Source organism: Trinickia sp. Z7 (assembly GCF_056498045.1).
Genome location: NZ_JAUEQW010000003.1, coordinates 404,365 through 430,188, shown reverse-complemented (window position 1 = coordinate 430,188; position 25,824 = coordinate 404,365). Strand labels below are relative to the sequence as shown.

Here is a 25,824-nt window from a genome sequence, read left to right as displayed (position 1 = left end):
ATATGAATCAAACCCACCAAGCCACACTGCTCGTCGAACTATTGACCGAGGAACTGCCGCCCAAAGCGCTGTCGCGGCTGTCCGATGCGTTTGCGCACACTCTCGTCGAACGCCTCGCGGCGCGCGACCTCATCGACGGCGAGCCGTCGTTCGAACGCTTCGCCACGCCGCGCCGCCTCGCCGTCGCGATCAAGAACGTGCGCGCGCTCGCCCCTGAAAAGCAGGTGCGCGAGAAGGTGCTGCCCGTCTCGGTCGCGCTCGACGCGAACGGCCAGCCTACCGCGCCGCTTGCGAAGAAGCTCGCGGCGCTCGGTTTTCCCGACGTACCGCTCAGCGATCTGGAACGCGCGTCCGACGGCAAAGCCGAAGCCTTCTTCTTGCGCTATGCGGCGCCGGGCGCAACGCTCGCCGAGGGTCTGCAAGCCGCGCTCGACGAAGTGCTCGCGCTGGGCAAGCTGCCGATTCCGAAGGTGATGACGTACCAGCGCCCCGACGGCGCGAGCGTGCAGTTCGTGCGCCCGGTGCAGCGGCTCACCGTCTTGCACGGCGAAGCGGTCGTGCCCGTGACGGCATTCGGCATCGACGCCGGCGATACGACGCTTGGCCACCGCTTTCTCTCGGACGGCCTCGTGGCCATCATGCACGCCGACGACTACGCGCACACGCTGCGCGCCAAGGGTCACGTGATCGTGAGCTTCGCGCAGCGGCGCGAGAGCATCGCCCAGCAATTGGAAGCCCACGCGCATGGCGATCGCGTCGTGATGCCCGAGGCGCTGCTCGACGAAGTGACCGCACTCGTCGAATGGCCCGTCGTCTACGAATGCCGCTTCGACGATCAGTTCCTCGCCGTGCCGCAGGAGTGCCTGATCCTGACGATGCAGACGAACCAAAAGTACTTCGCGCTGACCGATGAAACCGGCAAGCTGCGCTCGCGCTTCCTGATCGTCTCGAACATCGCCACCGAGACGCCGAGCGAAATCGTCGAAGGCAACGAGCGCGTGGTGCGCCCGCGCCTGGCCGACGCCAAGTTCTTCTTCGAACAAGACAAGAAGAAGCCGCTCGCCGAGCGCGTGCCGCTGCTCGCGAATGTCGTTTATCACAACAAGCTCGGCTCGCAGCTCGAACGCGTGGAGCGGCTCGAAGCGCTCGCGCGCCTGATCGCCCCGCATCTTGGCGCCGATCCCGCACTTGCCGCACGCGCCGCACGGCTTGCGAAGGCCGACTTGTTGACGGACATGGTTGGCGAGTTCCCCGAGCTGCAAGGGACGATGGGCGCCTACTACGCGCGCCACGACGGCGAAGCGGAGGAAGTGGCCCTTGCTTGCACCGAGCACTATCAGCCGCGCTTCTCGGGCGACACGTTGCCCGCGACGGGCGTCGGCACGGCGGTCGCGCTCGCCGACAAGCTGGAAACACTGACGGGCATTTGGGGCATCGGCCTCGTGCCCACTGGCGAAAAGGACCCGTTCGCGCTGCGCCGCCACGCGCTCGGCGTGCTGCGCATCTTGATCGAGAAAGCCTTGCCGATCGATCTCGTCGCATTGCTGCGCGAGGCGGCCGCGTGCTTTCGCACCACGCCCCAAGTGGCCGATTGCACCGATGCGCTCTACGCGTTCTTCATGGATCGCCTACGCGGCCTGCTGCGCGAGCGCGGCTACGCCGCAAGCGAGATCGAAGCCGTGCTGAGCCTTCAGCCCACGAGGCTCGACGATATCGTCGCGCGCCTCGATGCCGTTCGCGAATTTTCCGCGCTGCCCGAAGCCGGCGCACTGGCCGCGGCGAACAAGCGAATCACGAACATCCTGAAGAAATCGGAAACCGAAATCGGCCTTGCGACAGCCGGCGCCGGTGCAGCGGCTGCGCACGCTTCGGCTGCGCTCGCGGTGCAACCGGCCTTGCTGGTCGAACCGGCGGAGCTCGCTCTGAACGAACAGTTGAAGCGGGTCGCACCCGCCGTTCAAGCGCAACTCGAACGGCACGACTACACGCGGGCGCTATCGGCGCTCGCGGCGCTGCGCGATCCCGTCGACACCTTCTTCAACGACGTGATGGTCAACGCCGAGGACGCGGCATTGCGCAAAAACCGGCTCGCGCTGCTGGCCGAACTGCATGCGCAGATGAACTGCGTTGCCGACATCTCCAAGCTCGCGGCGTAACGGGCAAGAGAGAAAGAGACACCTTATGAGTTCGGGCAAGAAGCTTGTCATCCTCGATCGCGACGGCGTCATCAACGTCGATTCCGACGCGTTCATCAAATCGCCCGACGAGTGGGTGGCGATTCCGGGCAGCCTCGAGGCGATCGCACGGTTGAACCAGGCCGGCTACCGCGTCGCGGTCGCATCGAATCAGTCGGGCATCGGCCGCGGCTTGTTCGACATGGCCACGTTGAACGCCATGCATGAGAAGATGCATCGCGCGGCGGCTGCCGTCGGCGGGCGCATCGACGCCGTCTTCTTCTGCCCGCACACGGCTGAAGATCAATGCGAGTGCCGCAAGCCCAAGCCCGGTCTGTTGCAGATGATCCTCGATCGCTTCGAGATCGATCCAGCTACGACACCGGTGGTCGGCGATGCATTGCGCGACTTGCAAGCGGGCGCGGCGCTCGGTTGCCCCACCCACCTCGTGCTGACCGGCAAGGGCAAAAAAGCGCTCGCGGCAGGCGGTTTGCCCGATGGCACGCAAGTGCACGACGATCTGAAGGCGTTCGCGCTGACGTTCCTAGCGGGGCACGCCGACTGAGGCGCGCAAGGGCGCTCGGCGCCAATTTATCGAAGACCCCAATGCCATTTGTCCGCTTCCTCCGCTCACTGCTGCTGTTTCTATTTTTTATCGTGTACACGGTGCCGTACGCGATCGCCTGCTTCATCGCTTTCCCGTTCCTCAATGCGGACCGGCGCTATTGGATGGCCGTCGGCTGGTGCCGCAGCACACTGCTCGTCGCGCGGCGCCTGAACGGCATCCGCTATCGAATCGAGGGCATGGAGCATCTGCCCGACGGGCCGGCCGTGCTGCTTTCGAAGCATCAGTCGGCCTGGGAGACGGTTGCGTTTCCCGCGATCATGCCGCGCCCGCTTTGCTATGTGTTCAAGCGCGAACTGCTTTACGTCCCCTTCTTCGGCTGGGCGCTCGGTATGCTGAAGATGGTTCACATCGACCGCAAGGAAGGCAAGTATGCGTTCGCCTCGGTCGTCAAGCAGGGGCGCAAGCGCATGAGCGAAGGCGCCTGGGTGATCATGTTCCCCGAGGGCACGCGCACGCAAGTGGGCTCGCAAGGCAAATACAAGACAGGCGGCGCGCGCTTCGCGATCGACGCGGGAGCGCCTGTCGTGCCGATCGCGCACAATGCCGGCCACGTCTGGCCGCGCAACTCGTTCATCAAATACGCGGGCACGGTCACGGTATCGATCGGCAAGCCGATCGAATCGGCAGGGCTTACGCCCGACGAGCTCAATTCGCGCGTCGAAGCATGGATCGAAACCGAGATGCGCCGCATCGATCCCGACGCTTATCGCGACACCGACATGGGCGGAGCGGGCCTGCGCGTCGGTAAGCGCGCTGACGCCGCGCGCAGCTGACGGTCGAATCGATAGCGCACGATGCCCAGGTCCGCCAAGCCTCCCCCCGCGACGGCGCTCGACAGCCGGCAGCTCGACCTGCCGCTGTTCTCCGAGCCTGCCGACGAACGCGTCGCTATCCCGCCCGCGAGCGGCTCGCCGCCGCGCACCGATCCTGCGCCCAATGGCGCCAAGCCGCGGCGTTTGACGGTGAACGGGCGCACGCTCGAATATGGGCTCAAGCGGTCGTCGCGACGCACCATCGGGTTTTCGATCGACGGCAACGGCCTGACGATCACGGCGCCGCGATGGGTGACGCTCGCGGACATCGAAACGGCGATCGTCGGCAAGGAGCGCTGGATTTTTGCGAAGCTGGCCGAATGGCAGACGCGCACGGAGCAACGCGCGCTGCCGCGCATCGAGTGGCGCGACGGCGCGGTCATTCCCTTTCTGGGCAGGCCCGTGCGAATCGCACTCGCTTCGACGCATGCGGCGCTCTCGTACGATGAGCCGGCCGCCGCGCTGGCGCTTGCGCTACCCGCGCACGCCGATGCGCAGCAGATCAAAGACCGCGTGCAGGGCTGGCTGCAAATGGAGGCGAAGCGTCTGTTCGGCGAACGGCTGGCGTTCTACGCGCCTAAGCTCGGCGTCGCGTACAAGGGCTACGCGCTGTCCTCGGCCGCGACGCGCTGGGGCAGTTGTTCGAGCGACGGGCGCATTCGATTGAATTGGCGGCTCATTCACTTTCCGCTGTCGATCATCGACTATGTGGTCGCACACGAACTCGCCCATCTGCGCGAAATGAATCACAGCCCGCGCTTTTGGCAAACGGTCGAATCGATCTTCCCCGAGTTTCGGGAAGCCCGGCATACGCTCAAACACCACCCGCCGGAATTGCTACCGGCGCTGTGACGACGAGCGCGGGCTGCGCCGCTGGATGGCTGGCTTGCGCGCGGAAAGCGGGCGCGGTGCGGCCGCCGAGTCAGTGGGCTTTGCGCTGAACGAACTCGATTTTGTAGCCGTCCGGGTCCGTGACGAACGCAATCACGGTCGTACCGTGCTTCATCGGGCCAGCCTCGCGTACGACGGTCCCACCCTGCGCCTTGATTTTGTCGCACGCCGCATAGGCGTCGTCGACTTCCAGCGCAATATGGCCATAGCCCGTGCCGAGATCGTAGGTTTTGGTGTCCCAGTTGTGCGTCAGCTCGATAACCGCGCCCTCGCTTTCTTCGGTGTAACCGACAAAAGCGAGCGTAAAGCGGCCCTCGGGGTAATCTTGGCGGCGCAGCAGCTTCATGCCGAGCAATTCGGTGTAGAACTTGAGCGAGCGATCGAGATCGCCGACTCGTAGCATCGTGTGCAGCAAGCGCATCGTAGTCTCCGGTTTCACGACAGATGAGGCGAAGAAGCGAAATCTAGCAAGAAACTGCCCGGCGTGCTCGCCCTCACGGCAATGGGGTCACTGTGGCGCGATAAAGCGTTCGCCGCGCCGTTTTGGTATGGTACGTGGGCTCGTCCACGCGAGGCCGGCACGGGCCGCCATTGCACCGAACCGACCGCGCCGCACATCGCTCCCTAGGTCGATACGACTTCACATGAACACCACCACTGCAGCAATCGGTACGACGATTCCCGCTCGCCGAGCGCCGGATGCGTCCGCCATCGCACTGATGATCCTTCTGTGCGCCATTTGGGGTCTGCAGCAGGTTGCCATCAAAACAACCAACGGCGCGCTCGGTCCGATGTTCCAGGCAGGCTTGCGCTCGACGATCGCCGCCCTGCTGGTCCTAGGCTGGGCACGCTTGCGCGGCACGCCGCTGTTTCGGCAAGACGGCACGCTTGCGCCGGGGCTGCTGGCGGGGCTCCTGTTCGCGGGCGAATTCATCTGCATCTTCGCAGGGCTCACACTCACGAGCGCCTCGCGCATGGCCGTCTTTCTGTACACGGCCCCGTGCTTCACGGCGCTCGGCCTGCATGCGTTCGTACCTGGCGAGAAGATGCGCCGCATGCAATGGTGCGGCGTGACTATCGCGTTCGTTGGCATTGCGCTCGCATTCGCCGACGGCTTCGCGCGTGCGCCGGCCACCGGGGCGTCCGCGCTTGCAGGCGTCATGGGCGATGCGCTCGGCGTGCTCGGCGGCGTCATGTGGGCCGCAACCACGGTAGTCGTGCGTGCGACCTCGCTCTCGCATACGAGCGCGAGCAAAACGTTGTTCTACCAGCTTGCCGTCTCGGCTGTCGTGTTGCTTGCGATCGCGTTTGCGCTGGGGGAAGAACACCGGGTCCACGTCACGCCGCTGGCTGTGGCGAGCCTGGCGTATCAAGCCGTCGCGGTAGCCTTCGTCAGCTATTTGACGTGGTTCTGGTTACTGACGCGGTATATGGCGTCGCGCTTGTCGGTGTTCTCGTTTCTGACACCGCTGTTCGGCGTCGGCTTCGGCGTCGTGCTGCTCGGCGAATCGTTCAGCACGCGCTTCGTGTTGGCTTCGTTGCTCGTGCTGGCGGGCATCGTGCAAGTGAATGCGCCGGCGCGCCGGTCACCGTCGAACTAGCGCACGACCACTACCGCCCCACCGCCAGCGCTTGCGCCACACGCACGTACTCGTCGACGGGCACATCTTCCGCACGGCGCGCCAGGTCGAAGCCGAGCCCTTCGAAGTCCACCTTGTCTCGATACGCCGCTAGCGTATTGCGCAGCATCTTGCGCCGCTGGGAAAACGCCGCCGTCACGAGTTCGCCGAATAGCCGCATATCGACGCTCGCCAGTTCGTGCGGCGCATAAGGAATCATCCGCACGATCGCCGAATCGACCTTCGGCGGCGGCTGGAACGATTCCGGCGGCACATCGAGCAGTTTGTCGATCACGTACCGATATTGCAGCATCACCGAAAGCCGCCCGAACGCCTTCGTGCCAGGCTCCGCCACCATCCGCTCGACCACTTCGTTCTGCAACATGAAGTGCTGATCGATCACGATCGGCGCAAACGACATCAAATGAAACAGCAACGGGCTCGAGATGTTGTACGGCAAATTGCCGACGACGCGCAACGTCGGCTTCTCGCGTGTCTCCACGAGCGTCGAAAAATCGAACGCGAGCGCATCGCCCGCATGCAGAGCGAGCCGCTCGCCGAACTTCTCCTGCAAGCGCGCAATGAGATCGCGATCGAGCTCCACGGCATGCAAGGGCATCTGAGGCGTGGCGAGGCGTTCGACCAGCGGCTCGGTCAGCGCGCCGAGGCCCGGCCCGATTTCGACCATGCGCTGGCCGCGCTCGGGCGCAATGAGCGAGACGATCGAATCGATGATGCCGAGATCGACGAGGAAGTTCTGCCCGAACCGCTTGCGCGCGAAATGGCCTTGATGCTGTCTGCTGGTGGACATCGAAATCGTGAGAAACCCGAAATAAGTCGAGAAACGCTGCGGCGAATCACTTCGCCGCAGGCAGCCGCGCGTTAGCCGCCGCGCCGGTTGCGCGCCATCGTAACGGCCGTGTCGATGGCCGCGATCATGCTGCCCGCATCGGCGCGCCCGGTACCCGCGAGATCGAGCGCAGTGCCGTGGTCGACCGACGTGCGAACGATCGGAAGGCCCAACGTAATGTTGACGCCTTCCCCGAAGGTCGCATATTTGAGCACAGGCAACCCTTGATCGTGGAACATCGCAAGCACGCAATCGGCCTGATCGAGGTAGCGCGGCTGAAACAGCGTATCGGCCGGATAAGGGCCGCGCGCGTCGATGCCGCGCCCGGCGGCCAAGGCGAGCGCGGGACCAATGACGTCGATCTCTTCGCGCCCCAGGTAGCCGTTCTCGCCCGCGTGGGGATTGAGCCCGGTGACGAGAATACGCGGCACGGGCAAACCGAAATAACGGCGTAGATCGCGATCGATGATGGCGATCGTTTCGACGAGACCGTCGATCGTGAGCGCACCCGCGACATCCTTGAGCGGCAAGTGCGTCGTGGCCAGCGCCACGCGCAGCGGACGATCGCCCGTGCCGGCCAGCATCATGACGACGCGCGGCGTAGCGGTGCGCTCGGCAAGATATTCGGTGTGCCCCGTGAACGGCACGCCGGCATCGTTGATGGTGCTCTTTTGCAGCGGGGCCGTGACGATCGCGTCGAAAGCGCCGCTGAGTGCGCCGTCGATTGCGTCGTCGAGCAAGCCCAGCACATAGCGGCCGTTGCTCGCATCGAGACGCCCCGCCTGGGCAGGCACCGCCAACGCCCGAGGGACCACGTTCACTTGCCCCGCGGCCAGCAACGCGGGCCAATCGACGCCGACGGCCCTAGAGCGCGCCTCGAGCAGCGCCGCGTCTCCCAGCACCGCAAACCGCACCCCCGGCCAATGCGCCGCCGCACCGGCCAGCGCTGCCGCCGTCAATTCCGGTCCCACGCCGGCGGGCTCGCCGGTCGTGATCGCGATGGTCAAGGGGGCTGTGCCGACGGCGCTCGTCATCGTCTACCGGCTCAATGCTGCTGCCCGAGCGGGCCGCCGATCTTGTACTGAACGTAGGCCGAATCGCGCAACTGCCGCAGCCAATCGGAGTACGCTTGCTCGGCCTTGCGCTGACCGATCGCCTGACGCGCCAAATCCAGCTGCTGCTGCACCGAGCCTTCCGCGTCGCGCCGGCCCAGCACTTGGATCAGGTGGTAGCCGTACTCGCTGCGAACGGGCTCGCTAACCTCCCCGTCCTTCAGATTGTTCATGGCGCGCTCGAATTCCGGCACCGTTTCGCCGGGGCTGACCCAGCCGAGATCGCCACCCTGCGACGCAGAGCCGTCTTGAGAATACGTGCTCGCGAACTTGGCGAAATCCCCGCCCGCCTCGATCTGCTGGCGAATTTCGAGCAGCTTTTGCCGTGCCGCCCCTTCGGGCTGGCCATCGCCGACGCGCACCAGGATATGGCGCACGTGCGTTTGCACGAGCTTGGGCGCATCGGCCGCCGAACCGCCGATACCCGTGCGCCGGTCGACGAGCCGCATGATCTCGAAACCTTCGTCGGTGCGAATCAGATCCGGAGCGATCTCGCCCGGACGCAACTGGGACGCGGCGGCAACGAACGGCGCAGGCAGATTTCCCGGCGACTTGAAACCGAGGTCGCCGCCTTTGGCCGCATCGGCGGCCTGAGAGTCGTCCTTCGCCAGCGATTCGAACTTCGCGCCGCCCTTCGCTTGCTGAAGAATCGCCTGGGCCTTCTTCTGCGCGGCGTCGATGTCCGTTTGCGCCGCGCCGGCGGGCGCCTTCACGAGAATATGCTCGATGCGCAAGTCCTGCTGCGCCCGCGCACCCGGCCCGCGCTGGCTGGCAATGTAGTTGGCGACTTCGGCGTCGGACACCGTCACCTTAGAGTCGACCTCTTTCTCGCGCAGCTTCGACAACGTGAGTTCGTTGCGCGCGTCGCGCGTGAAGACCGACCAAGGCACGCCTTCGGCCTCGATTCGCGACCGATAGACCTCGAGCGACAAGTGATTGGCGGAGGCCAGACGCTGCAGCGTTTTTTGCACGGCCGCGTCATCGACGACGATGCCGTCTTCTTTCGCTTTTTCCAGTTGGACGCGTTCGAGCACCATTTGATTGAGCACCTGCGCGCGCAACTGGTCTTGCGGCGGCACCGGCGCGTGCTGTTGCTCGAGCCGCCGCCCGATGAGCCCCACGCGCTGATCCAGCTCGCGCACGGTGATGACGTCGCCGTTGACGACGGCGGCGACCGAGTCGACCGTTTGGCCGGCTTGCGCCTTCAGGGCTTGCGCCGCAGCCGGCGCGGCCGGCAAGAAAATGGCGGTGGCCACGGAGGCTGCCAGCGTTGCCAAGCGAACTTTATTCACGATTGCCACAGATGCTCCAAATGTCTCGGGTACGTGTGCCACGTGCCCTTTTTTGCGCGTGCCTACTTGAATCCCGCACGAATTCGCTCGGCGCTTACTCGTAATTGGTGAAACGAGCCAGCGGCGGCGGTGGCGGCGGCGGCTCCTGATAGCCCGCCACGCCGGCGCGGAACGCGGCCACGAGCCCGTTGTCGACGTTCGTGAAGCCCTTGAGCGTCAGTTGCGCGAGCACGTGTGTCGCCGACGTATGCTGCCCGGAAGAATTCAAGCCGTTCGCATACCGCTGCGCGCCGACGCCGAGGACCCAGCAATCGGCATCGTACTGGAAGCCGACTAGGCCGTCGACGAGGCGATGCCCTTGCAGATCGTAATTGACCCGCCCGACGGCATAGAGCCGGCGCGTGAGCGGCCACTCCGCCGACAACAGCACCTGGTTGATCGCCTGATTGCTCAACGTCGGATTCGCTCGCGTGTAGCGGTAGGCCACATTGACCACCTTGCGGTCGTCGGGGCTAAAGCCGAAACCGATGCTCGAGCGCACGAGTTGGTTGTCGTCCGCATTATATTGGAACGCCGTTTCCGAAGCGAAACCGGCCCCGAGCTTGAGCGAGGCGCCGAAGATCAGATCCGAATGCCCCGTGGCCGGCGGCGGCGTCCCCGTGGACAATGCCACGCGCTGATCCGTGAAGTAATACTCTTGCGCGAGCACGAAGCGGGCGCGCTCGTCGCCCGTCGCCGCGTCGATGAAACGCGTCGTCAAACCCGCCGTGAGGCGGTTTGCGTCGGCGATGCGATCGTTGCCGACGAACGTGTTCGGCGTGAAGATTTCGGCAAGCCCGAAGTCGGACTCGGCCGTATCGAACAGCGGGGCGAACGCCTGATTGCGGTACGGCGTATAGACGTAGTACAGGCGGGGTTCGAGCGTCTGGATGTAATCCTGGCCGAACAGGCGCACGGAACGATCGAATACGAGCCCCGTATCGAAGCTGAACGTCGGAATCGACTCGGTGAACGCTTTCGGCTGGCCGGCCGGCGCCCCGCTCGAGATATTGCTGAGGTCGTAGGAAGCAAAATGCAGTTGCGCCTTCGGCACGACGAAATAGCCGGGGCCGACGATCCCGTACGAGACGTACGGGTTGAAGACCACCCGGTCGCCCTCGGTAGAATCGGCCGTGGTGATTCTGAAACGTGTGTAGTCGGCCTCGGCGCCGAAGTCGAAGCCGCCGACGTTGTACTTGGTGTACTTCACGTTCAATTGCGGCTCGCGGCCGTACGGCGGCGTCGAGCCGGGCAACGTTTGCCAATGCTGCTCGCGGGCGAGCACGGACCAAGGGCCGTTGCTGTACGTCAGCCCCGCTTCCTGTTGAAACAACACCTGCGTGCCGACGAGAAACTGATTGCCGACCGATGAAAGGTCCTGCGAATAGGTATCGTCGGATACCTTGTTATACGACACATAGGCGCCGAACCCGTGACCGAGGTTCTGGTTGTGGTGCCAGTAGACCGCGTAGCGGTTCTCGTGCTTGAGCGCATCGTTCGGCAGGAATTCGCCCGTGAACGTGCCCGAATAGTTCGGCGACAAGTAGCGGAATACCGCTTGAGTCTGCACGCCGCGCTTGGAGATGAGGCGCGGCGTCAACGTCAAATCGCGGTTCGGCGCGATATTGAAATAGTACGGCAGCGACAACTCGAAACCGTTGTTCGAGCCCATCGAGAACTGCGGCGGCAACAAGCCGCTGCGACGAGCGCCCGTCAGCGGGAACGAGAGCCACGGGCTCGCGAAAATCGGCACGCCTTGAAAGAATAGGACGCCGTTGTGCGCCACGCCTTCCTCGGCGCCCGTATCGAAATCGAAGCGGCTGCCGCGGATATACCACGACGGATCCGCGCACTGGCACGCGGTGTACGTCGCGCTCGTGAATTCGGAGCGCTCGCTGTCGAGCATGTCGACGCGGGCCGCGCTGCCCGAGCCGCCGTTCAGGTTGAAATGGTATTTCGGCGAAGGCATGTAGCCCTCGCTCGCGCCCACCTTCAAATGCGCTTCGGGCCCGGCGAAGAGCACCCCATTGTTGATCACGCGCACCTGGCCGTAGGCGTCGGCCATATCGGTGTCCTGATCGTAGTGAAACGCGTCCGCCTTGACCACGGCCACGCCGCGCCGCAGTTCGGCTGCGCCCTTGGCCGCGACGTCCCGGTCCGACGTGCCGTTCGTCTGGTCGCCCAGCACGAAGGTCGCGGGAGCGCTGCCCTGCTGCAACGGATGCTCGGCCAATTGCGGCGCCAACCGCAAGCCCCAGGGGGCGTCCGTCGGCTGCGGCTCGGCCGCCGCGCCCGTCAACTGCGCGTGCGATACGGCGGGCATCAAACCGGGAACGGCGATGAGCGCCGCAACGAGCCGCCTCATGCGTGGCAACGCGTCGCCGGGAAAATTCTTGGAAAGGAGCGGTCTTGGCGGCATCTATCGTTTGGCGAATCGGCTCGGAGGCTGGCGCGGCACCCATCGCACGTCGCCCGCATCGGCCGCGAAAGGCGGCGTGCCGCGGTGCGCGCTTCGCGCAAGCGACGAGCAATCGAACGGGACCGTGCGAAAGCCGACACGGAGACTGGGGCGCAACACAAAAAGTCGTCGGGTATTATATGGCAAGACGTTTTACAGCCCGTACCCACGATGACCGATTCCTCCGCCGATATACGGCGCGATGCCCTCGCCGCCTGGCTCGGCACCTTCGCGCACCGCTACGGCCTCGCGCTCCAAACCCTCGCGCCCGCCTCGAGCGACGCCAGCTTCCGCCGCTATTTCCGGCTCGCGAGCGCAAGCGAGCACGGTGCGTCGCTGATCGCCGTCGATGCGCCGCCCCCCGAGAAATGCCGCGAGTTCGCGCAAGTGGCGCAGATGTTGTCCGACGCGCGGGTGCATGCGCCGCGCGTGCTGGAATGCGATCTCGAGAACGGCTTCATGCTCGTCACCGATCTCGGCACGCGCACCTATATCGCCGCGCTCGATTCCAATGACACCGCACGCGCAAAGCCGCTGATGCGCGATGCGATCGGCGCGTTGATCCGCTGGCAGTCGAGTTCGCGCGAGGGCGTCCTGCCGCCTTTCGATGAAGCGTTCCTGCGCCGCGAAATGGAGCTGATGCCCGAGTGGTACATCACGCGCCATCTCGGCCGCCAGGTCGATGACAAAATGCGCGGCGTGCTCGATCGCACCTATGCGTTACTCATCGCGAGTGCGCGCGCGCAGCCGCAGGTGTTCATGTTGCGCGATTTCATGCCGCGCAATTTGATGATTTGCGAACCGAACCCGGGCGTGCTCGATTTTCAAGACGCAGTCTACGGCCCGATCACCTATGACCTTGCCTCGCTACTGCGCGACGCATTCATCAGTTGGGACGAGGCGTTCGAACTCGACTGCTTCGCCTACTACTGGGAACACGCGAAGAAGGCGGGCCTGCCCGTCGATCCCGATTTCGGCGAGTTCTACCGGCAAATCGAATGGATGGGACTGCAGCGGCACATCAAAGTGTTGGGGCTGTTTGCCCGATTGCATCACCGTGACGGCAAGCCGCGCTATCTGACCGACTTGCCGCGCTTCGTCGGGTATGCGCGCAAGGTATGCGAGCGCTATCGCCCGCTGGTGCCGTTCGCGCGCCTGCTCGACGATCTCGATGATGCCGGCGATCGTTCGCGGCAAGTCGGCTACACGTTTTGAAAGCGGCGCAATCGATGACCCACGCATTGAAGACGGCCATGATTTTCGCTGCGGGCCGAGGCGAGCGGATGCGCCCCCTCACCGACACGCAGCCCAAGCCCTTGCTCGGCGCCGGCGGCAAACCGCTGATCGTCTGGCAGATCGAGCGCCTGGCGCAAGCGGGCATCGCCGATATCGTCATCAATCATGCATGGCTCGGCGAGCAGATCGAAGCTGCGCTCGGCGACGGCTCGCGCTTCGGCGTGCGGCTCGCCTATTCGGCGGAAGCCGTGGCGCTCGAGACCGCGGGCGGCATCGCACAGGCATTGCCGCTGCTCGAGGCGGGCGGCGCGCCCGCGGTGTTTCTCGCCGTGAGCGGAGACGTCTTTTGCGAGTTCGATTACGCGCGCTTGCGCGAACCGGCTGCACGCCTCGCAGCTCGCGAGCACCCCGGCATGCATCTCGTCATGGTGCCGAACCCGCCATTTCACCCGCGCGGCGATTTTGCCCTCGATGCCGCCGGGCGGCTTTCGCTCGAGGGCGATCGGCGCTACACCTTCGGCAATATCGGCCTCTACGACACGCGCATGTTCCGCAGTTTGGCGCGCGGCGAACGCCGGGCGCTGACGCCCTACTATCGCGACGCGATCGCGGCAGGCCGCGCGAGCGGCGAGCTTTACGAAGGACGCTGGGAAAACGTGGGGACCCCCGAGCAATTGCGCGCGCTCGACGCGGCCCTGCGCGATGCGGCGCCCGCGTCGCGCTAGCGGCGCGGCGTTGGGCCGCGTTGAGCGGCAGGCATCGTTACCGGCGGCCAGGATCGAGCGATGAGCTGCCTCGCTCGCTTGCGCGAAGTCCGACCGCTCAGGCGTCTTCACCGTGCGCCGCAGGCTCGGCCTGTGCGCGATGCGCGGCGCGCTGCTGCAATGCCCACATCTGCGCGAATGCGCCGCCGGCCTCGAGCAGTTGCGCATGCGTGCCGCGCTCGACGATGCGCCCGTGATCCATGACGAGAATCTGCTCGGCATGCACGATCGTCGAGAGCCGGTGCGCGATGACGAGCGTCGTGCGCCCGCGCGCGATTTGATCGAGCTCGTGCTGGATCGCGCGCTCGGAGCGCGAATCGAGCGCGGAAGTGGCTTCGTCGAAGATGAGAATCGGCGGGCTCTTGAGCAGCGTGCGCGCGATGGCCACGCGCTGCTTCTCTCCGCCCGAAAGCTTGAGCCCCCGCTCGCCCACGCTGGTTTCGTACCCCTTGGGCAAGCTTTCGATGAACTCGTGAATGTGGGCCGCGCGTGCCGCCGCGATGACTTCGTCGCGCGAAGCCGTCGGGCGCCCGTAAGCGATGTTGTAGTAGATCGTGTCGTTGAACAGCACGGTGTCTTGCGGCACGATGCCGATCGACGCGCGCAGCGAATCTTGCGTCACGTCGCGCACATCCTGGCCGTCGATCGTGATCGCTCCGCCTCCCGCCCGGTCCAGATCGTAGAACCGAAACAGGAGCCGCGCCAGTGTCGACTTGCCCGACCCGCTCGGGCCGACGACGGCCGTCGTGGTCCCAGCCGGAATCGAGAAGCTCACGTCGTCGAGAATGATGCGCGTGCTTTCATAGCCGAAGCGCACGTGTTCGAACCGCACTTCGCCGCCGCGCACGGCGAGCGGCGGCGCGCCCGGCGCATCGGGCACCTCGCGCGCCGCGCCGAGCAGCGTGAACATGCGGTCCATGTCCGTCAGGCTTTGCTTCAGTTCGCGATAGACGACGCCCAAGAAATTGAGCGGGATATACAACTGCAGCATGAACGTGTTGATCAGCACGAGATCGCCCAGCGTGAGCCGTCCGGCCATGACGCCTTGCGTCGCGCGCCACAAGATGAAAACGAGCGCCGTGCCGATGATCGTCTGCTGGCCGAAGTTGAGCAGCGACAGCGAGTTCTGAGATTTGATCGCCGCAGCCCGGTAGCGCTGCAGGTTTTCGTCGTAGCGCCGCGCCTCCCAATCTTCGTTGCCGAAGTATTTGACCGTCTCGTAGTTCAGAAGCGAATCGATCGCGCGCGAGTTGGCCCGCGAATCGAGCTCGTTCATCGTCCGGCGAAAATGCGTGCGCCATTCCGTGACGTTGACCGTGAACACGATATAGACCGCTAGCGCGATGAACGCGACGATAGCGTAGTACGCCTCGTATTTGACGATGAAAAAACCAAGCACGAGCCCAACTTCCACGAGCGTGGGCAAGATGCTGTAGAGCGAGTAGGAAATCAACTGCGAAATGCCGCGCGTGCCACGCTCGATATCGCGCGACATGCCGCCCGTCTGGCGCTCGAGATGGAAACGCAGCGATAGCGAATGCAAATGGCGAAAGACCTTGAGCGCCAATTGGCGCACGGCGCTTTCGGTCACCTTCGAAAAAAGAATCTCGCGAAGTTCGGTGAACAACGAGGTGGAGAGCCGCACGAGCGCATAGGCCACGACGAGCAGGCCGATGCCGCCGGCGAGCACGATCGCCGGTTCGTGCTGCGCGCGCCCGAGCGCGGTCAATTGGCGCATCGACGCGAGCCCATCGACGATGCGTTTCAAGACGATCGGCACGCCAAGGTTCGCTACCTTCGCACCGATCAGGCACGAAAGCGCGAACATGACGCGCCACTTATAAGCCGCCAGATACGGCAGCAGCGAACGAATCGTCTGCCAATCGCGGCGTTGGCTGCCCGCGGCGGGCGGCGGCGAAGGTTCGGACGAAGCACTATGGCGATGCATGATTTGGGCGGGAGCAAAGCCGCAAGGCGGCGAAACGAGCATCGGCGGATCGGCGGCGGAGGCAGCCAACGCAGGGCGATGATGCCGCCGCCGCGCTCTCTATGCGTTTTGCCCGTACAATTTCGCTGCTCGGGCTCGCGACCGTATTGTGGCAGGCTCGGCCCATTGTTGCAGAACCGGTACGCCAATGACTATCTCGACCCCACTGCTTCCGCAAAAGACCTGCGCCCTGCGCGTCGTGCCTCAGCCCTCCGACGCCAATGTCCACGGCGACGTATTCGGCGGCTGGATCATGGCGCAAGTCGACATCGCGGGCTCCATTCCCGCTAGCCGCCGCGCCAACGGCCGCGTCGCGACCGTCGCAGTCAATTCGTTCGTCTTCAAGCAGCCCGTGTTCGTCGGCGATCTGCTCAGCTTCTATGCGGATATCGTCAAGACGGGCACCACCTCGATCACCGTCTCGGTGGAAGTGTTCGCACAGCGCATGAGCTTGGACGAGGAACTCGTCAAGGTCACCGAAGCCACGCTGACTTACGTGGCGACCGACGCGCAGCGCCGCCCGCGCAAATTGCCCGAGTTGAAGTAACCTCGCCGCGGCCCGCGACGGCCGCGGGTTCGTGCGCTAGACCAGGGCGGCGCGGCATTCGGCGCGCGTGCGCTGCAAAAGCGCGGGGATCGCATCGTGCGGCATCGGCCGCGCGAAGAAATAGCCTTGCATTTCATTGCAGGCGCGCTCTTTCAAGAAGTCGAGCTGAGCAGCCGTCTCGACGCCTTCGGCGATCACCTGCAACTGCAGCGAATGCGCGAGCGCGATGATCGCCGACGTAATGGTTTCATCGTCGCTCGATGCGCCGATATCGGACACGAACGAGCGATCGATCTTCAGGCGGTCGACGGGGAAGCGCTTCAAGTAGCTCAAGCTCGAATAGCCCGTGCCGAAGTCGTCGATGGCAAGGCCGATCCCCAACGCGTGCAACTCGCTGAGCATCGTCACGGCTTCTTCCGCATTGCGCATGATCGTGCTCTCGGTCAGCTCGAGTTCGAGATACTGCGGCTCGAGGCCGGTTTCTTCGAGAATCGCCATGACGAGCTTGGCGATGTCGCGCTGCTGAAATTGCCGCGCCGATAAATTCACCGATACCCGGGCAGGCGGCAAGCCGTCGTCCTGCCAAGCCTTGTTCTGCCGGCACGCCTCGCGCAGCACCCATTCGGACAGCGGCCCGATGAGGCCGCTCTCTTCGGCCACGGGAATGAATGCCGAGGGCGGCACGAGCCCCACTTCGGGGTCGTGCCAGCGCACGAGCGCTTCCATGCCAACGATTTGCCCCGTCTCGATGTCGACTTGCGGCTGATAATGCAGCAAAAACTCGCCGTCGCGCAGCGCGCGCCGCAGCCGCCGCTCGAGATTGAGCCGCGCGCCCACACTGGTGTTCATTTCCGGCTGGTAGAACTGGAACGTGTTGCGCCCCATGTCCTTTGCGCGGTACATCGCGAGATCGGATTTCTTCAATAGCGTCTCGACGTCTTCCCCGTCCTGAGGATAGAGGCTCGCGCCCATGCTGCAGCCGACATAGAGCTCGGTGCCGTCGAGCCAAACCGGCTCGGAGAGCGTCGCACGCACGCGCTCCATCCATCCGATCAGCGTCTTTTCGTCGATGGCGTCCGTCAGCACGATCACGAACTCGTCGCCGCCGTGGCGCGCGACCGTATCGCTCGGCCGCGCGCTGCGGGCGAGCCGCTCGGCAACGACGCCGAGCAGCCGGTCGCCCACGCTATGGCCTAAGCTGTCGTTGACGTTCTTGAAGCCGTCCAGATCGATGAAGACGACCGCAAGCGGCTTGCCGCGAGCGATGGCGTGATCGAGCCGCTCGCGAAGCAGGTTGCGGTTCGGCAAGCGCGTGAGGCTATCGTAGTTCGCCTGGTATTCGAGCTGCTCTTGATAGCGGATGAGGTCGGTGACGTCGTTGATCACGCCGATATGGTGCGTCGTCTTTCCGTCAGGGTCGGGCACCGGCGCGATGAACAACTGGTTCCAGAACAGCGCGCCGTCTTTGCGATAGTTGCGCAGCACGGCGCTGACTTCTTTGTTCGCCGCCAGGCCTTCGCGAATGGCGACGAGTCCTTCCTGGTCGTGATCGTCGCGCTGCAGAAAACGGCAATCCTGTCCGATCACCTCGGCGGGATCGTAGCCGGTGATGCGCTGGAACGCCGGATTGGCATATTCGACGACATGGCCGTTTTCAGCGGCGGCCGTGATCAGAATCGCGTTGACGCTCGCATCGAGCGCCCGGCTTTGCAGGCGCAGCGCCAGATCCGAGCGCTTGCGATCGGTCACGTCCGTATAGGAGCCGAGCACGCCGATCACCGTGCCATCCCCATTGGTCAGCGGAAGCTTGCTCGTGATGCCCGCGCGATGCACGCCGTCGATGAGCACCTCGAACTCGTGGTTCATCTTCGGCACGCCGGTCGCGATGACTTCCTCATCGGCCTCGCGCAAAGCATCGGCCAACTCGGCCCAGGGCATGTCGTGGTCGGTCTTGCCGATCACTTGCTCGGTGTAAGCCAGGCCGGCGTCGCGCGCGAACGCCATGTTGCAGCCGAGGTAGCGCGAATCGCGGTCTTTCCAGAAGATGCGCTGAGGGATGTTGTCGATGACCGTTTCGAGCATCTGGTTCGAGCGCTGAGCCTCGGCCTCGGCCTTGATCTGCTCGGTGACGTCGTCGGCCAACACGAAGGTCGCGGGGCGGCCCATGAACGTCAAGGCATGATTCGTGATGTCGGCGCTCAATTGCGTGCCGTCGCTGCGCCGATGCCGCCACACGCCCGCCGCCACCCGGCCGCGCCGCGGCGACGCCTGCTCGCGCGCGAGATGCGATTCGAGCCGCGGGAGCTCGTCGAGTGCCGACAACTGGCGAATCGTCATACCGAGAAATTCGCTCTCGCTATAGCCGTACTGCTCGACCGCGGCGGCATTGACCGCGAGAAAGCCGAGCGTTTCGCGGTCGTACACCCACATCGGCACGGGATGGGCATCGAACAGTTCGCGAAAGCGCTCGTCGCTGCGGCGCATCGCGCGGGCGACGCGAATCTTCGCGCGCGCGGCGCTTTCCCTGACGCCGAACGTGTAGATGAGCATGCCGCAGCCGGCCACCATCGTCACGATGAGCAGCAGCGTGGCAAGTCGCGTCGAATGTGCGGAAGCGGCGAGCGAGGACTCGAGCGCCGCATCTTGATGCCCGCGCAGCTTGGCGAGCGCGGCGTCCACGAGATCGAGCATCGCACCGGCACGCATGTAGGCCGGCGCGGCCCAAGCGCGCGGGTCGCCCGTGCCCGCACCGCTTTGACTTGCGCCCGCCCTGTCCTGCGCCGCCCGCGCGAGTGCGGCCCGCGTCTCGCGCTCGACGCCCTCCGCGAGGGCGAATAACGTTTCCAAATCGCCGCGCACGGCCGCGTCGCCGTCCAACGCCGCGCGCAGTCGCGCCTTGTCGCGCTCGATCGTCGCCTCTCGCGCTCGCTCGAGGGCATCGCCGATCGGCGCACCGGATTGCGCGAAACGGCCGAGCGCCGCCAGCCCGGCGCCGAGCGCTGCGCGATAGTCGTCGAGCTCGTGCTTGACGCTCATCGAGTGCATCGTGCGCAGGTCGGTGGCGCGCTCGCTGCGAATCTGCTCGTAGGCCACGAACGCATTTGCGCCGATCGCAGCCGCGGCGACCGCGACGTTGATCAGCAGCCGTTTCGATACAAAGGAACTCATGGATTCCGAACGCCGGTCGTAGCGAGCGCCTTGCCTTGGTGCGAAATACCGGCGGGAAGCGCTCAGGAAGGGGCGGCGCGGCTGGGTAGCCTCCAAAACTGCGACCTTGCTCGGCCCTTCGATGTGGGACCGATGCCGGCCTTTGCGCGCCAACTTATGGATAACGGCACGGTTCAGCAGCGGGTTGAGGGTCGTCGCCAAAAAAAAGCCGAGCATTCTTACAAATTTCTTTCAATCGACGACGGTGGCCCAGCGCAAGCTCAATCCATCAATCCGAACTCGCGCATGGCCGGCACGAAATCGTGGCTCGGTTCGCTTTTCCGTGTCAGTTTCGTTAAAACGTAGCGCTTGAATGGATCGAGCCGCCCCCAACGTTCGACGCTCGGGGCGGCAGCGCCTACGAGGCGGCTGTGCTGCACGACACCGTCGGGAATCGCATCGGCGTTGCGCCAGGCCGGCTGGGCCTCGGGCGTGAACCAATCGGGCTCGATGTTGGCGTGGGTGCGCATCATCTCGAACAGGGCATGGTCGAAGTTCGGTTCGATCACGGCGTCTTCGTCCACGGGAAAACGGGCGAGCAAGGTGCGATCGGCATGCGGTAACAGCTGCCATTGCGCGAGCGATATACGAAGGCCGAAGCGGTCGAGGTTGAAGCGCACCGACATCGGCATGTAAGTGAGATCCTCCGACGATACGAGTTCGAAATCGAACAGCAGCGGCGTTTCATGCAATCCCATGGCAGTGTCCTTTGCGCGCTTGCGCCGGGTGAGGTGGGCAGGCTGCGCCCTCTTCGGGTATTTTAGAAGGTCTGAGCGAGACTGACCGAGGAACGACCTTGAACGACCCGTTGGACAGCGCCGAGGAGTGCGGCGTCATCGAGCAAGAAGTGCGCAGGCATAGTGAGGGCCGCGTCGAGGCGGCGCACGACCACGTCGGTCAGGAATGGCCCGTGGCGCTCGTTTTCAACGGCATCTCGCACGCCGTGATGATGTGCACGCCGCGCGATCTCGAAGCGTTCGCCGCCGGTTTTGCGGTTTCCGAGGGCATCGTCGCGCGCGGCAGCGACATTCGCGACATCGAGGTCACGTTCCATCGGGATGGCGTGGCGATGCCGTACGCGCAAGTGGAATTGACGATCGCGCAGCAGGCGTTCGCCGCGCTGAAAGCGCGTCGCCGGGCGCTGGCCGGCCGCACCGGCTGCGGGGTATGCGGCATCGAAAGCATCGAGTTGCTCGACCTGGCGCCCGAGCGTGTGCCCGACACCGGTTTTCTCGCTCGGCTCGCACCCGGCGCGATTGCGCGCGCGGCAAGCGAACTGCCGCTGCACCAAACCCTCACGCGCATGACGGGCGGCTTGCATGCAGCCGCCTGGTGCGATGCCGCGGGCGCGATTTCGTTCGCTTTCGAGGATGTCGGACGCCACAATGCGCTCGACAAGCTGATCGGCCGCCTCATGCGCGAGCGGCTCGATCCGACGAACGGCTTCGTCTTTCTATCGAGCCGAGCGAGCTACGAGCTCGTGCGCAAGGCGGCGCGCGTCGGCATTCCGATGGTGGCGACGATCTCGGCGCCGTCGTCGCTTGCGATCGCGCTTGCGCGACAGGCGGGAATTCGGCTCGTCAGCTTTTGCAGAGCGTCGAGCTATGTCGAGTACGACGCTACGTAGGGCTCGCGCGCGTCTTTAAAACGTCAGCCGTGTCGAGGCAGCCGGCACGTCTAATCGAACTGCCGAAAATCCGGTTTGCGCTTTTGGAAGAATGCCGTCATGGCTTCGCGCGCCTCGGGCGCGAGCAGCATCTTGCCGAAGTGCACGACTTCTTCCTTCATGCGCTCGGAGATCTCCTGCCCCTGTGCCCGCTTCATCAGCATCTTCGTCACACGCAGCGACGATGCCGGCAATGCAGCGAGCTTGACCGCTTGCGCGCGGGCGAACGCATCGACTTCGCCGGCGGGCAGCAAGCGATTGACGATGCCCATGCGATGCGCTTCCTGCGCATCGAACGCTTCACCGAGCAACAGCTTTTCGGCGGCGAGCGGGTAGCCGGCGATGCGCGGCAGCAGCAGGCTGGACGCCGCTTCAGGACATAGCCCCAACTGCGCGAACGGTAACGAGAACGTCGCGGAGTCGGCCGCGTAGACGAGATCGCAGTGAAGCAGCAAGGTCGTGCCGATGCCCACTGCCACGCCGGCAACGGACGCGACGATCGGCTTCTCGGTGCCGCTGATGCGCCGCAAAAATTGCAGCACCGGCGCATCTTCGCTGCCGGGCGGCGATTTCAGGAAGTCTTCGAGATCGTTGCCCGCACTGAACGCGCCCTCGCCGCCGCGAATCAGAATCGCACGCACCGCCGCGTCTTCTTGCGCATCGGCCAGCGCGTCGGCCATGCTCTGGTACATCGCGGTCGTGATCGCATTCTTCTTTTCCGGCCGATTCAAAGCGATCGTCAGCACGCCGTCGGCACTGCGCTCAATCACAATATCCATCGTCTCTCTCCATAAAAAACGGTTCGCGGCCTCGAAGCATCGACGCTCCGAAGCGCGCGAACCGTCATGACCGGGTCGCAGGGGCGATCAGAGCCGCTCGATGATGCCCGCAGCGCCCATGCCGGTACCGACGCACATCGTCACCATGCCGTACTTCAAGTTGCGGCGCCGCAACCCGTGCACGACCGTCGCAGCGCGGATCGCGCCCGTCGCGCCCAGCGGATGGCCGAGCGCAATGGCGCCGCCAAGCGGATTGACCTTCGCCGGATCGAGGCCGAGTTCGCGTATCACCGCCAGAGACTGTGCGGCAAAGGCTTCGTTGAGCTCGATCCAATCGAGATCGTCCTGCGTCAGGCCGGCGGCCTTCAGCGCGGCGGGGATCGCCTCTTTCGGCCCGATGCCCATCACTTCGGGCGGCACCCCGCGCACGGCGAAACTCACGAAGCGCGCGAGCGGCGTCAGGTTGAATTGCTTCAGGATCTTTTCGGACACGACGATGAGCGCACCGGCGCCGTCCGACGTCTGCGAGCTATTGCCCGCCGTGACCGATCCCTTGTTCGCGAACACCGCACGCAGCTTCGCCAGCCCTTCGAGCGTCGTATCGGGACGCGGACCTTCGTCGAGCGCGATCTCGCGCGTCTTCGTCTTCACTTCGCCCGTCGCCAAGTCGGGCACGCGCTCGACGATCGCGTACGGGGCGATCTCGTCTTTGAACTCGCCCGCCCGCTGTCCGGCAATCGCTTTCTGGTGCGATTCGAGCGAAAAGCGATCTTGATCTTCGCGGCTCACCTTCCAGCGCTCGGCCACACGCTCGGCCGTCAGGCCCATGCCGTAAGCGATGCCGAAGTTCTCGTTCGTATCGAAGATATGGGGCGACATCGACGGCGTATTGCCCATCATCGGCACCATGCTCATCGATTCGCAGCCGCCCGCGATCATCGCATCGGCCTCGCCGACGCGAATGCGATCGGCCGCCATTGCCAGCGCCGTCACGCCCGAGGCGCAAAAGCGATTGACCGTGACGCCGCCGACCGACTGCGGCAAGCCCGCGAGCAACGCGCCGATACGCGCGACGTTGAGCCCTTGCTCGGCTTCCGGAATCGCACAGCCGACGATGGCGTCCTCGATCACCTTGGTATCGAGTCCGGGCACTTGCGCAACGGCCGACTTGATGGCGTGGACGAGCAACTCGTCCGGCCGCGTGTTCTTGAACGCGCCGCGCGGCGCCTTGCCGATCGGCGTGCGGCTGGCGGCGACGATGTATGCGTCTTGCAATTGTTTGCTCATTTGCAACTCCTGCCCAATTAGTTGCGCACCGGCTTGCCGGTCTGCAGCATGCCCATGATTCGCTCTTGCGTCTTTTGCGTGCCGAGCAGATCGACGAAGGCGCGGCGCTCGAGCGCGAGCAGCCATTCTTCGTCGACGAGACTGCCCGCTTCGACGTCGCCGCCGCAAACGGCTTCGGCGATACGCGAGGCGATCAGGAAGTCGTGCGCGCTGATGAAGTTGCCGTCACGCATGTTCACGAGTTGCGCCTTGATGGTCGAAATGGCCGAGCGCCCCGCCACGGGAATCTGCTTGGCCGGCAACGGCGGACGGTAGCCCGCTGCCGCGAGCGCGCGCGCTTCCTTCTTCGCCGTATCGAGCAATTCGAAGACGTTGAACACGATCGTGTCGGACGGCTTCAAGTAGCCCATCGCGCGCGCTTCGAGCGCCGAGCCCGACACCTTGGCCATCGCCGCGTTCTCGAACGACTTCGTGAGGAACTTGAGCAATTCGCCGTTCGATGCACCGGCGCTGGCGGCCGCATCGGCGGCGCGCAGCGCGGCTTCCTTCAGGCCGCCGCCCGCCGGCACCAGACCCACCCCGACTTCGACCAGGCCGATGTAGCTCTCGATATGAGCGACGCGCTTGGCGCTATGGAGCATCAGCTCGCAGCCCCCGCCGAGCGCGATGCCGGAGACCGCCGCGACGACGGGCACGTTCGCATACTTCACGCGCAGCATGCCTTGCTGGAATTTCTTGACGAACGGCTCGATGCCTTTGGCGCCGCCCATCATGAATGCGGGCATCGCCTCTTCCAAATTCGCTCCGGCCGAGAACGGGCCGCCCGGCGTGCCGAGCTTGAGCGACGTCGGCTGCCATACGACCACGCCCTTGTACGATTGCTCCGCGAGTTCGATCGCTTGCGCGAGGCCATCGAGCACGCCCGGGCCGATCGTGTTCATCTTCGTCTTGAACGAGACGATCACGACGTCGTCTTCGCCCGCGCGATCATCGACCCACGCGCGCACCGAGTCGTTCTCGAACAGCGTCTTGCCGTGGGTTTTCGGATCGACACCGGTTTCGCCCACGAGCGGCGCACGGAACACCTGCTTGCCGTAGACGGGCAGCGTCGAACGCGGCTCGAATTTGTTCGACGCCGGCGACCACGAGCCTTCGGCCGTATGCACACCGCCCTGCTGCGCGACGGCGCTTTCGAATACCCACGCAGGCAGCGGCGCTGCGGCGAGCGCCTTGCCGGCCGCGATGTCTTCTTGCACCCACTGCGCCACTTGCTTCCAACCCGCGGCCTGCCAGCCTTCGAACGGGCCTTCGTTCCAGCCGAAGCCCCAGCGGATGGCGAGATCGACGTCGCGCGCGTTATCGGCGATCGAGGCCAAATGCACGGCGATGTAATGGAAGACGTCGCGGAAGATCGACCACAAGAACTGCGCTTGCGGGTGCTCCGATTCGCGCAGCAACTTCAGGCGCTCGGCCGGCGGACGCTTCAAGATGCGCCCGACCAGCTCGTCGGCCTTCGCGCCGCCTTCGACGTACTCGCCCGTCTTCGCGTCGAGCACTTTGATGGTCTTGCCTTCTTTCTTGTAGAAGCCCGCGCCGCTCTTCTGGCCGAGCGCGCCCTTGGCGACGAGTGCGGCCAGCACGGCCGGCGTCTCGTAGACGGGCAAGAAGGGATCGTCGGGCAGATTGTCCTGCATCGTCTTGATGACGTGCGCCATCGTATCGAGGCCGACGACATCGGCCGTGCGGAACGTGGCCGACTTCGCGCGGCCCAAGCGCGAGCCGGTCAGATCGTCCACTTCGTCGAAGCGCAAACCGAACTTGGCCGCTTCCGCGACCACCGCAAGAATCGAAAACACGCCGACGCGGTTGGCGATGAAATTGGGCGTGTCCTTGGCGCGCACGACGCCCTTGCCCACCACGCTCGTCAGGAACGATTCGAGATCGTCGAGGATTTGCGCCCGCGTGTGCGAGGTCGGAATCAGTTCGACCAGATGCATGTAGCGCGGCGGATTGAAGAAATGCACGCCGCAAAAGCGCGACTTCAACTCGTCGGAAAACCCTTCGGACAGCTTAGTGATGGACAAGCCCGAGGTGTTGCTCGCGAAGATCGCATGCGGCGCGAGGTGCGGCGCGACCTTCTTGTACAGATCGTGCTTCCAGTCCATGCGCTCGGCGATCGCTTCGATGACGAGATCGCACTCGGCCAGCTTGGCGACGTCGTCCTCGTAGTTCGCCGGCTCGACATAGCGGGCGTCGTCCTTGACGCCGAACGGCGCGGGCGACAGCTTCTTCAGGTTCTCGATCGCCTTCAATGCGATCGCATTCTTCGGGCCTTCCTTGGCTGGAAGGTCGAACAGCAGCACCGGCACCTTGGCGTTGATCAGGTGCGCCGCGATCTGCGCGCCCATCACGCCGGCGCCGAGCACGGCCACCTTGCGAATGATCAGATTGCTCACGTCTATCCTCCCTCGGACTC

Annotated in this window: 20 protein-coding genes; 9 read left to right on the top strand and 11 right to left on the bottom strand. The window is 64.7% G+C overall.

Annotated elements, in window-relative coordinates:
* The first annotated feature begins 2 nt into the window (after positions 1-2).
* Genes glyS through QQS38_RS08435 form a run of 4 tightly spaced genes read left to right on the top strand, consistent with a single transcriptional unit; the run spans position 3 to position 4,466 of the window.
* Positions 3-2,156 (top strand): glycine--tRNA ligase subunit beta, encoded by a 2,154-nt coding sequence (glyS, locus tag QQS38_RS08450; RefSeq protein WP_479644914.1) that lies wholly within the window; start codon positions 3-5, stop codon positions 2,154-2,156.
* Between the two features lie 25 nt (positions 2,157-2,181).
* A complete protein-coding gene (gmhB, locus tag QQS38_RS08445; protein ID WP_479644913.1) occupies positions 2,182-2,739 on the top strand; it encodes a D-glycero-beta-D-manno-heptose 1,7-bisphosphate 7-phosphatase in 558 nt (185 codons plus the stop codon).
* A 41-nt stretch (positions 2,740-2,780) separates the two neighbouring features.
* Complete coding sequence (locus QQS38_RS08440) at positions 2,781-3,575, top strand: lysophospholipid acyltransferase family protein (protein WP_479644912.1); 795 nt, start codon at positions 2,781-2,783, stop codon at positions 3,573-3,575.
* A gap of 21 nt (positions 3,576-3,596) precedes the next feature.
* Positions 3,597-4,466, top strand: coding sequence for a M48 family metallopeptidase (locus QQS38_RS08435; protein ID WP_479644911.1), 870 nt, complete (start codon positions 3,597-3,599; stop codon positions 4,464-4,466).
* A gap of 70 nt (positions 4,467-4,536) precedes the next feature.
* On the opposite strand, the gene gloA is transcribed toward QQS38_RS08435, so the two are convergent.
* Positions 4,537-4,926: a lactoylglutathione lyase gene (gloA, locus tag QQS38_RS08430; RefSeq protein WP_479644910.1), complete on the bottom strand. Its 390-nt coding sequence runs from the start codon at positions 4,924-4,926 to the stop codon at positions 4,537-4,539.
* Positions 4,927-5,149: 223 nt separating this feature from the next.
* Between gloA and QQS38_RS08425 the strand changes: the two genes are divergently transcribed.
* Entirely contained in the window at positions 5,150-6,106 is a 957-nt protein-coding gene (locus QQS38_RS08425; protein WP_479644909.1) for a DMT family transporter, read from the top strand.
* Positions 6,107-6,116: 10 nt separating this feature from the next.
* Here the strand turns inward: QQS38_RS08425 and rsmA are convergent, their stop codons facing one another.
* The 4 genes from rsmA to QQS38_RS08405 all read right to left on the bottom strand — a co-directional run bounded on the left by rsmA (position 6,117) and on the right by QQS38_RS08405 (position 11,836).
* Positions 6,117-6,935, bottom strand: coding sequence for a 16S rRNA (adenine(1518)-N(6)/adenine(1519)-N(6))-dimethyltransferase RsmA (rsmA, locus tag QQS38_RS08420; protein WP_479644908.1), 819 nt, complete (start codon positions 6,933-6,935; stop codon positions 6,117-6,119).
* A gap of 71 nt (positions 6,936-7,006) precedes the next feature.
* Positions 7,007-8,008 carry a 4-hydroxythreonine-4-phosphate dehydrogenase PdxA gene (gene pdxA, locus QQS38_RS08415; RefSeq protein ID WP_479644907.1) on the bottom strand — a complete coding sequence of 334 codons (1,002 nt, stop codon included), beginning with the start codon at positions 8,006-8,008 and terminating at the stop codon, positions 7,007-7,009.
* 11 nt (positions 8,009-8,019) lie between these two features.
* Positions 8,020-9,387 carry a peptidylprolyl isomerase gene (locus QQS38_RS08410; protein WP_479644906.1) on the bottom strand — a complete coding sequence of 456 codons (1,368 nt, stop codon included), beginning with the start codon at positions 9,385-9,387 and terminating at the stop codon, positions 8,020-8,022.
* 85 nt (positions 9,388-9,472) lie between these two features.
* Positions 9,473-11,836 (bottom strand): LPS-assembly protein LptD, encoded by a 2,364-nt coding sequence (locus QQS38_RS08405; RefSeq protein ID WP_479644905.1) that lies wholly within the window; start codon positions 11,834-11,836, stop codon positions 9,473-9,475.
* Positions 11,837-12,046: 210 nt separating this feature from the next.
* On the opposite strand from QQS38_RS08405, the gene QQS38_RS08400 reads away from it, so the two are divergent.
* Together QQS38_RS08400 and murU are read left to right on the top strand one after the other, a co-directional pair.
* On the top strand, positions 12,047-13,090 hold the full coding sequence (locus tag QQS38_RS08400; protein WP_479644904.1) for an aminoglycoside phosphotransferase family protein: 1,044 nt from the start codon (positions 12,047-12,049) through the stop codon (positions 13,088-13,090).
* A gap of 14 nt (positions 13,091-13,104) precedes the next feature.
* Entirely contained in the window at positions 13,105-13,836 is a 732-nt protein-coding gene (murU, locus tag QQS38_RS08395) for an N-acetylmuramate alpha-1-phosphate uridylyltransferase MurU (protein ID WP_479644903.1), read from the top strand.
* Positions 13,837-13,933: 97 nt separating this feature from the next.
* On the opposite strand, the gene QQS38_RS08390 is transcribed toward murU, so the two are convergent.
* Positions 13,934-15,823 (bottom strand): ABCB family ABC transporter ATP-binding protein/permease, encoded by a 1,890-nt coding sequence (locus QQS38_RS08390; RefSeq protein ID WP_479644902.1) that lies wholly within the window; start codon positions 15,821-15,823, stop codon positions 13,934-13,936.
* A 187-nt stretch (positions 15,824-16,010) separates the two neighbouring features.
* Between QQS38_RS08390 and QQS38_RS08385 the strand changes: the two genes are divergently transcribed.
* Positions 16,011-16,409, top strand: coding sequence for an acyl-CoA thioesterase (locus QQS38_RS08385; protein WP_479644901.1), 399 nt, complete (start codon positions 16,011-16,013; stop codon positions 16,407-16,409).
* Between the two features lie 36 nt (positions 16,410-16,445).
* Here the strand turns inward: QQS38_RS08385 and QQS38_RS08380 are convergent, their stop codons facing one another.
* Positions 16,446-19,577 carry a sensor domain-containing protein gene (locus QQS38_RS08380; RefSeq protein WP_479644900.1) on the bottom strand — a complete coding sequence of 1,044 codons (3,132 nt, stop codon included), beginning with the start codon at positions 19,575-19,577 and terminating at the stop codon, positions 16,446-16,448.
* 260 nt (positions 19,578-19,837) lie between these two features.
* The gene (locus QQS38_RS08375; RefSeq protein WP_479644899.1) at positions 19,838-20,314 is read right to left on the bottom strand and encodes a nitrate reductase associated protein; all 477 of its coding nucleotides are present in this window, start codon (positions 20,312-20,314) and stop codon (positions 19,838-19,840) included.
* A 98-nt stretch (positions 20,315-20,412) separates the two neighbouring features.
* Here QQS38_RS08375 and fdhD point away from each other — a divergent pair, with 98 nt between their 5' ends.
* Positions 20,413-21,243: a formate dehydrogenase accessory sulfurtransferase FdhD gene (gene fdhD / locus QQS38_RS08370; RefSeq protein WP_479644898.1), complete on the top strand. Its 831-nt coding sequence runs from the start codon at positions 20,413-20,415 to the stop codon at positions 21,241-21,243.
* A 50-nt stretch (positions 21,244-21,293) separates the two neighbouring features.
* Here the strand turns inward: fdhD and QQS38_RS08365 are convergent, their stop codons facing one another.
* From QQS38_RS08365 to QQS38_RS08355, 3 genes are all read right to left on the bottom strand, one after another.
* Positions 21,294-22,061 (bottom strand): enoyl-CoA hydratase, encoded by a 768-nt coding sequence (locus QQS38_RS08365; protein ID WP_479644897.1) that lies wholly within the window; start codon positions 22,059-22,061, stop codon positions 21,294-21,296.
* 87 nt (positions 22,062-22,148) lie between these two features.
* Positions 22,149-23,348, bottom strand: coding sequence for an acetyl-CoA C-acyltransferase (locus tag QQS38_RS08360; RefSeq protein WP_479644896.1), 1,200 nt, complete (start codon positions 23,346-23,348; stop codon positions 22,149-22,151).
* Between the two features lie 17 nt (positions 23,349-23,365).
* Complete coding sequence (locus tag QQS38_RS08355; protein WP_479644895.1) at positions 23,366-25,804, bottom strand: 3-hydroxyacyl-CoA dehydrogenase/enoyl-CoA hydratase family protein; 2,439 nt, start codon at positions 25,802-25,804, stop codon at positions 23,366-23,368.
* Positions 25,805-25,824 lie beyond the last annotated feature (20 nt).

What these genes read in the sequence shown, in the direction of transcription:
- QQS38_RS08375 (WP_479644899.1), bottom strand. Translation starts at nt 20,314, where the DNA reads ATGGGATTGCATGAAACGCCGCTGCTGTTCGATTTCGAACTCGTATCG.
- glyS (WP_479644914.1), top strand. Translation starts at nt 3, where the DNA reads ATGAATCAAACCCACCAAGCCACACTGCTCGTCGAACTATTGACCGAG.
- murU (WP_479644903.1), top strand. Translation starts at nt 13,105, where the DNA reads ATGACCCACGCATTGAAGACGGCCATGATTTTCGCTGCGGGCCGAGGC.
- QQS38_RS08390 (WP_479644902.1), bottom strand. Translation starts at nt 15,823, where the DNA reads ATGCATCGCCATAGTGCTTCGTCCGAACCTTCGCCGCCGCCCGCCGCG.
- QQS38_RS08380 (WP_479644900.1), bottom strand. Translation starts at nt 19,577, where the DNA reads ATGAGTTCCTTTGTATCGAAACGGCTGCTGATCAACGTCGCGGTCGCC.
- QQS38_RS08385 (WP_479644901.1), top strand. Translation starts at nt 16,011, where the DNA reads ATGACTATCTCGACCCCACTGCTTCCGCAAAAGACCTGCGCCCTGCGC.
- QQS38_RS08435 (WP_479644911.1), top strand. Translation starts at nt 3,597, where the DNA reads ATGCCCAGGTCCGCCAAGCCTCCCCCCGCGACGGCGCTCGACAGCCGG.
- QQS38_RS08365 (WP_479644897.1), bottom strand. Translation starts at nt 22,061, where the DNA reads ATGGATATTGTGATTGAGCGCAGTGCCGACGGCGTGCTGACGATCGCT.
- rsmA (WP_479644908.1), bottom strand. Translation starts at nt 6,935, where the DNA reads ATGTCCACCAGCAGACAGCATCAAGGCCATTTCGCGCGCAAGCGGTTC.
- QQS38_RS08405 (WP_479644905.1), bottom strand. Translation starts at nt 11,836, where the DNA reads ATGCCGCCAAGACCGCTCCTTTCCAAGAATTTTCCCGGCGACGCGTTG.
- QQS38_RS08425 (WP_479644909.1), top strand. Translation starts at nt 5,150, where the DNA reads ATGAACACCACCACTGCAGCAATCGGTACGACGATTCCCGCTCGCCGA.
- gloA (WP_479644910.1), bottom strand. Translation starts at nt 4,926, where the DNA reads ATGCGCTTGCTGCACACGATGCTACGAGTCGGCGATCTCGATCGCTCG.
- QQS38_RS08440 (WP_479644912.1), top strand. Translation starts at nt 2,781, where the DNA reads ATGCCATTTGTCCGCTTCCTCCGCTCACTGCTGCTGTTTCTATTTTTT.
- gmhB (WP_479644913.1), top strand. Translation starts at nt 2,182, where the DNA reads ATGAGTTCGGGCAAGAAGCTTGTCATCCTCGATCGCGACGGCGTCATC.
- pdxA (WP_479644907.1), bottom strand. Translation starts at nt 8,008, where the DNA reads ATGACGAGCGCCGTCGGCACAGCCCCCTTGACCATCGCGATCACGACC.
- QQS38_RS08360 (WP_479644896.1), bottom strand. Translation starts at nt 23,348, where the DNA reads ATGAGCAAACAATTGCAAGACGCATACATCGTCGCCGCCAGCCGCACG.
- QQS38_RS08400 (WP_479644904.1), top strand. Translation starts at nt 12,047, where the DNA reads ATGACCGATTCCTCCGCCGATATACGGCGCGATGCCCTCGCCGCCTGG.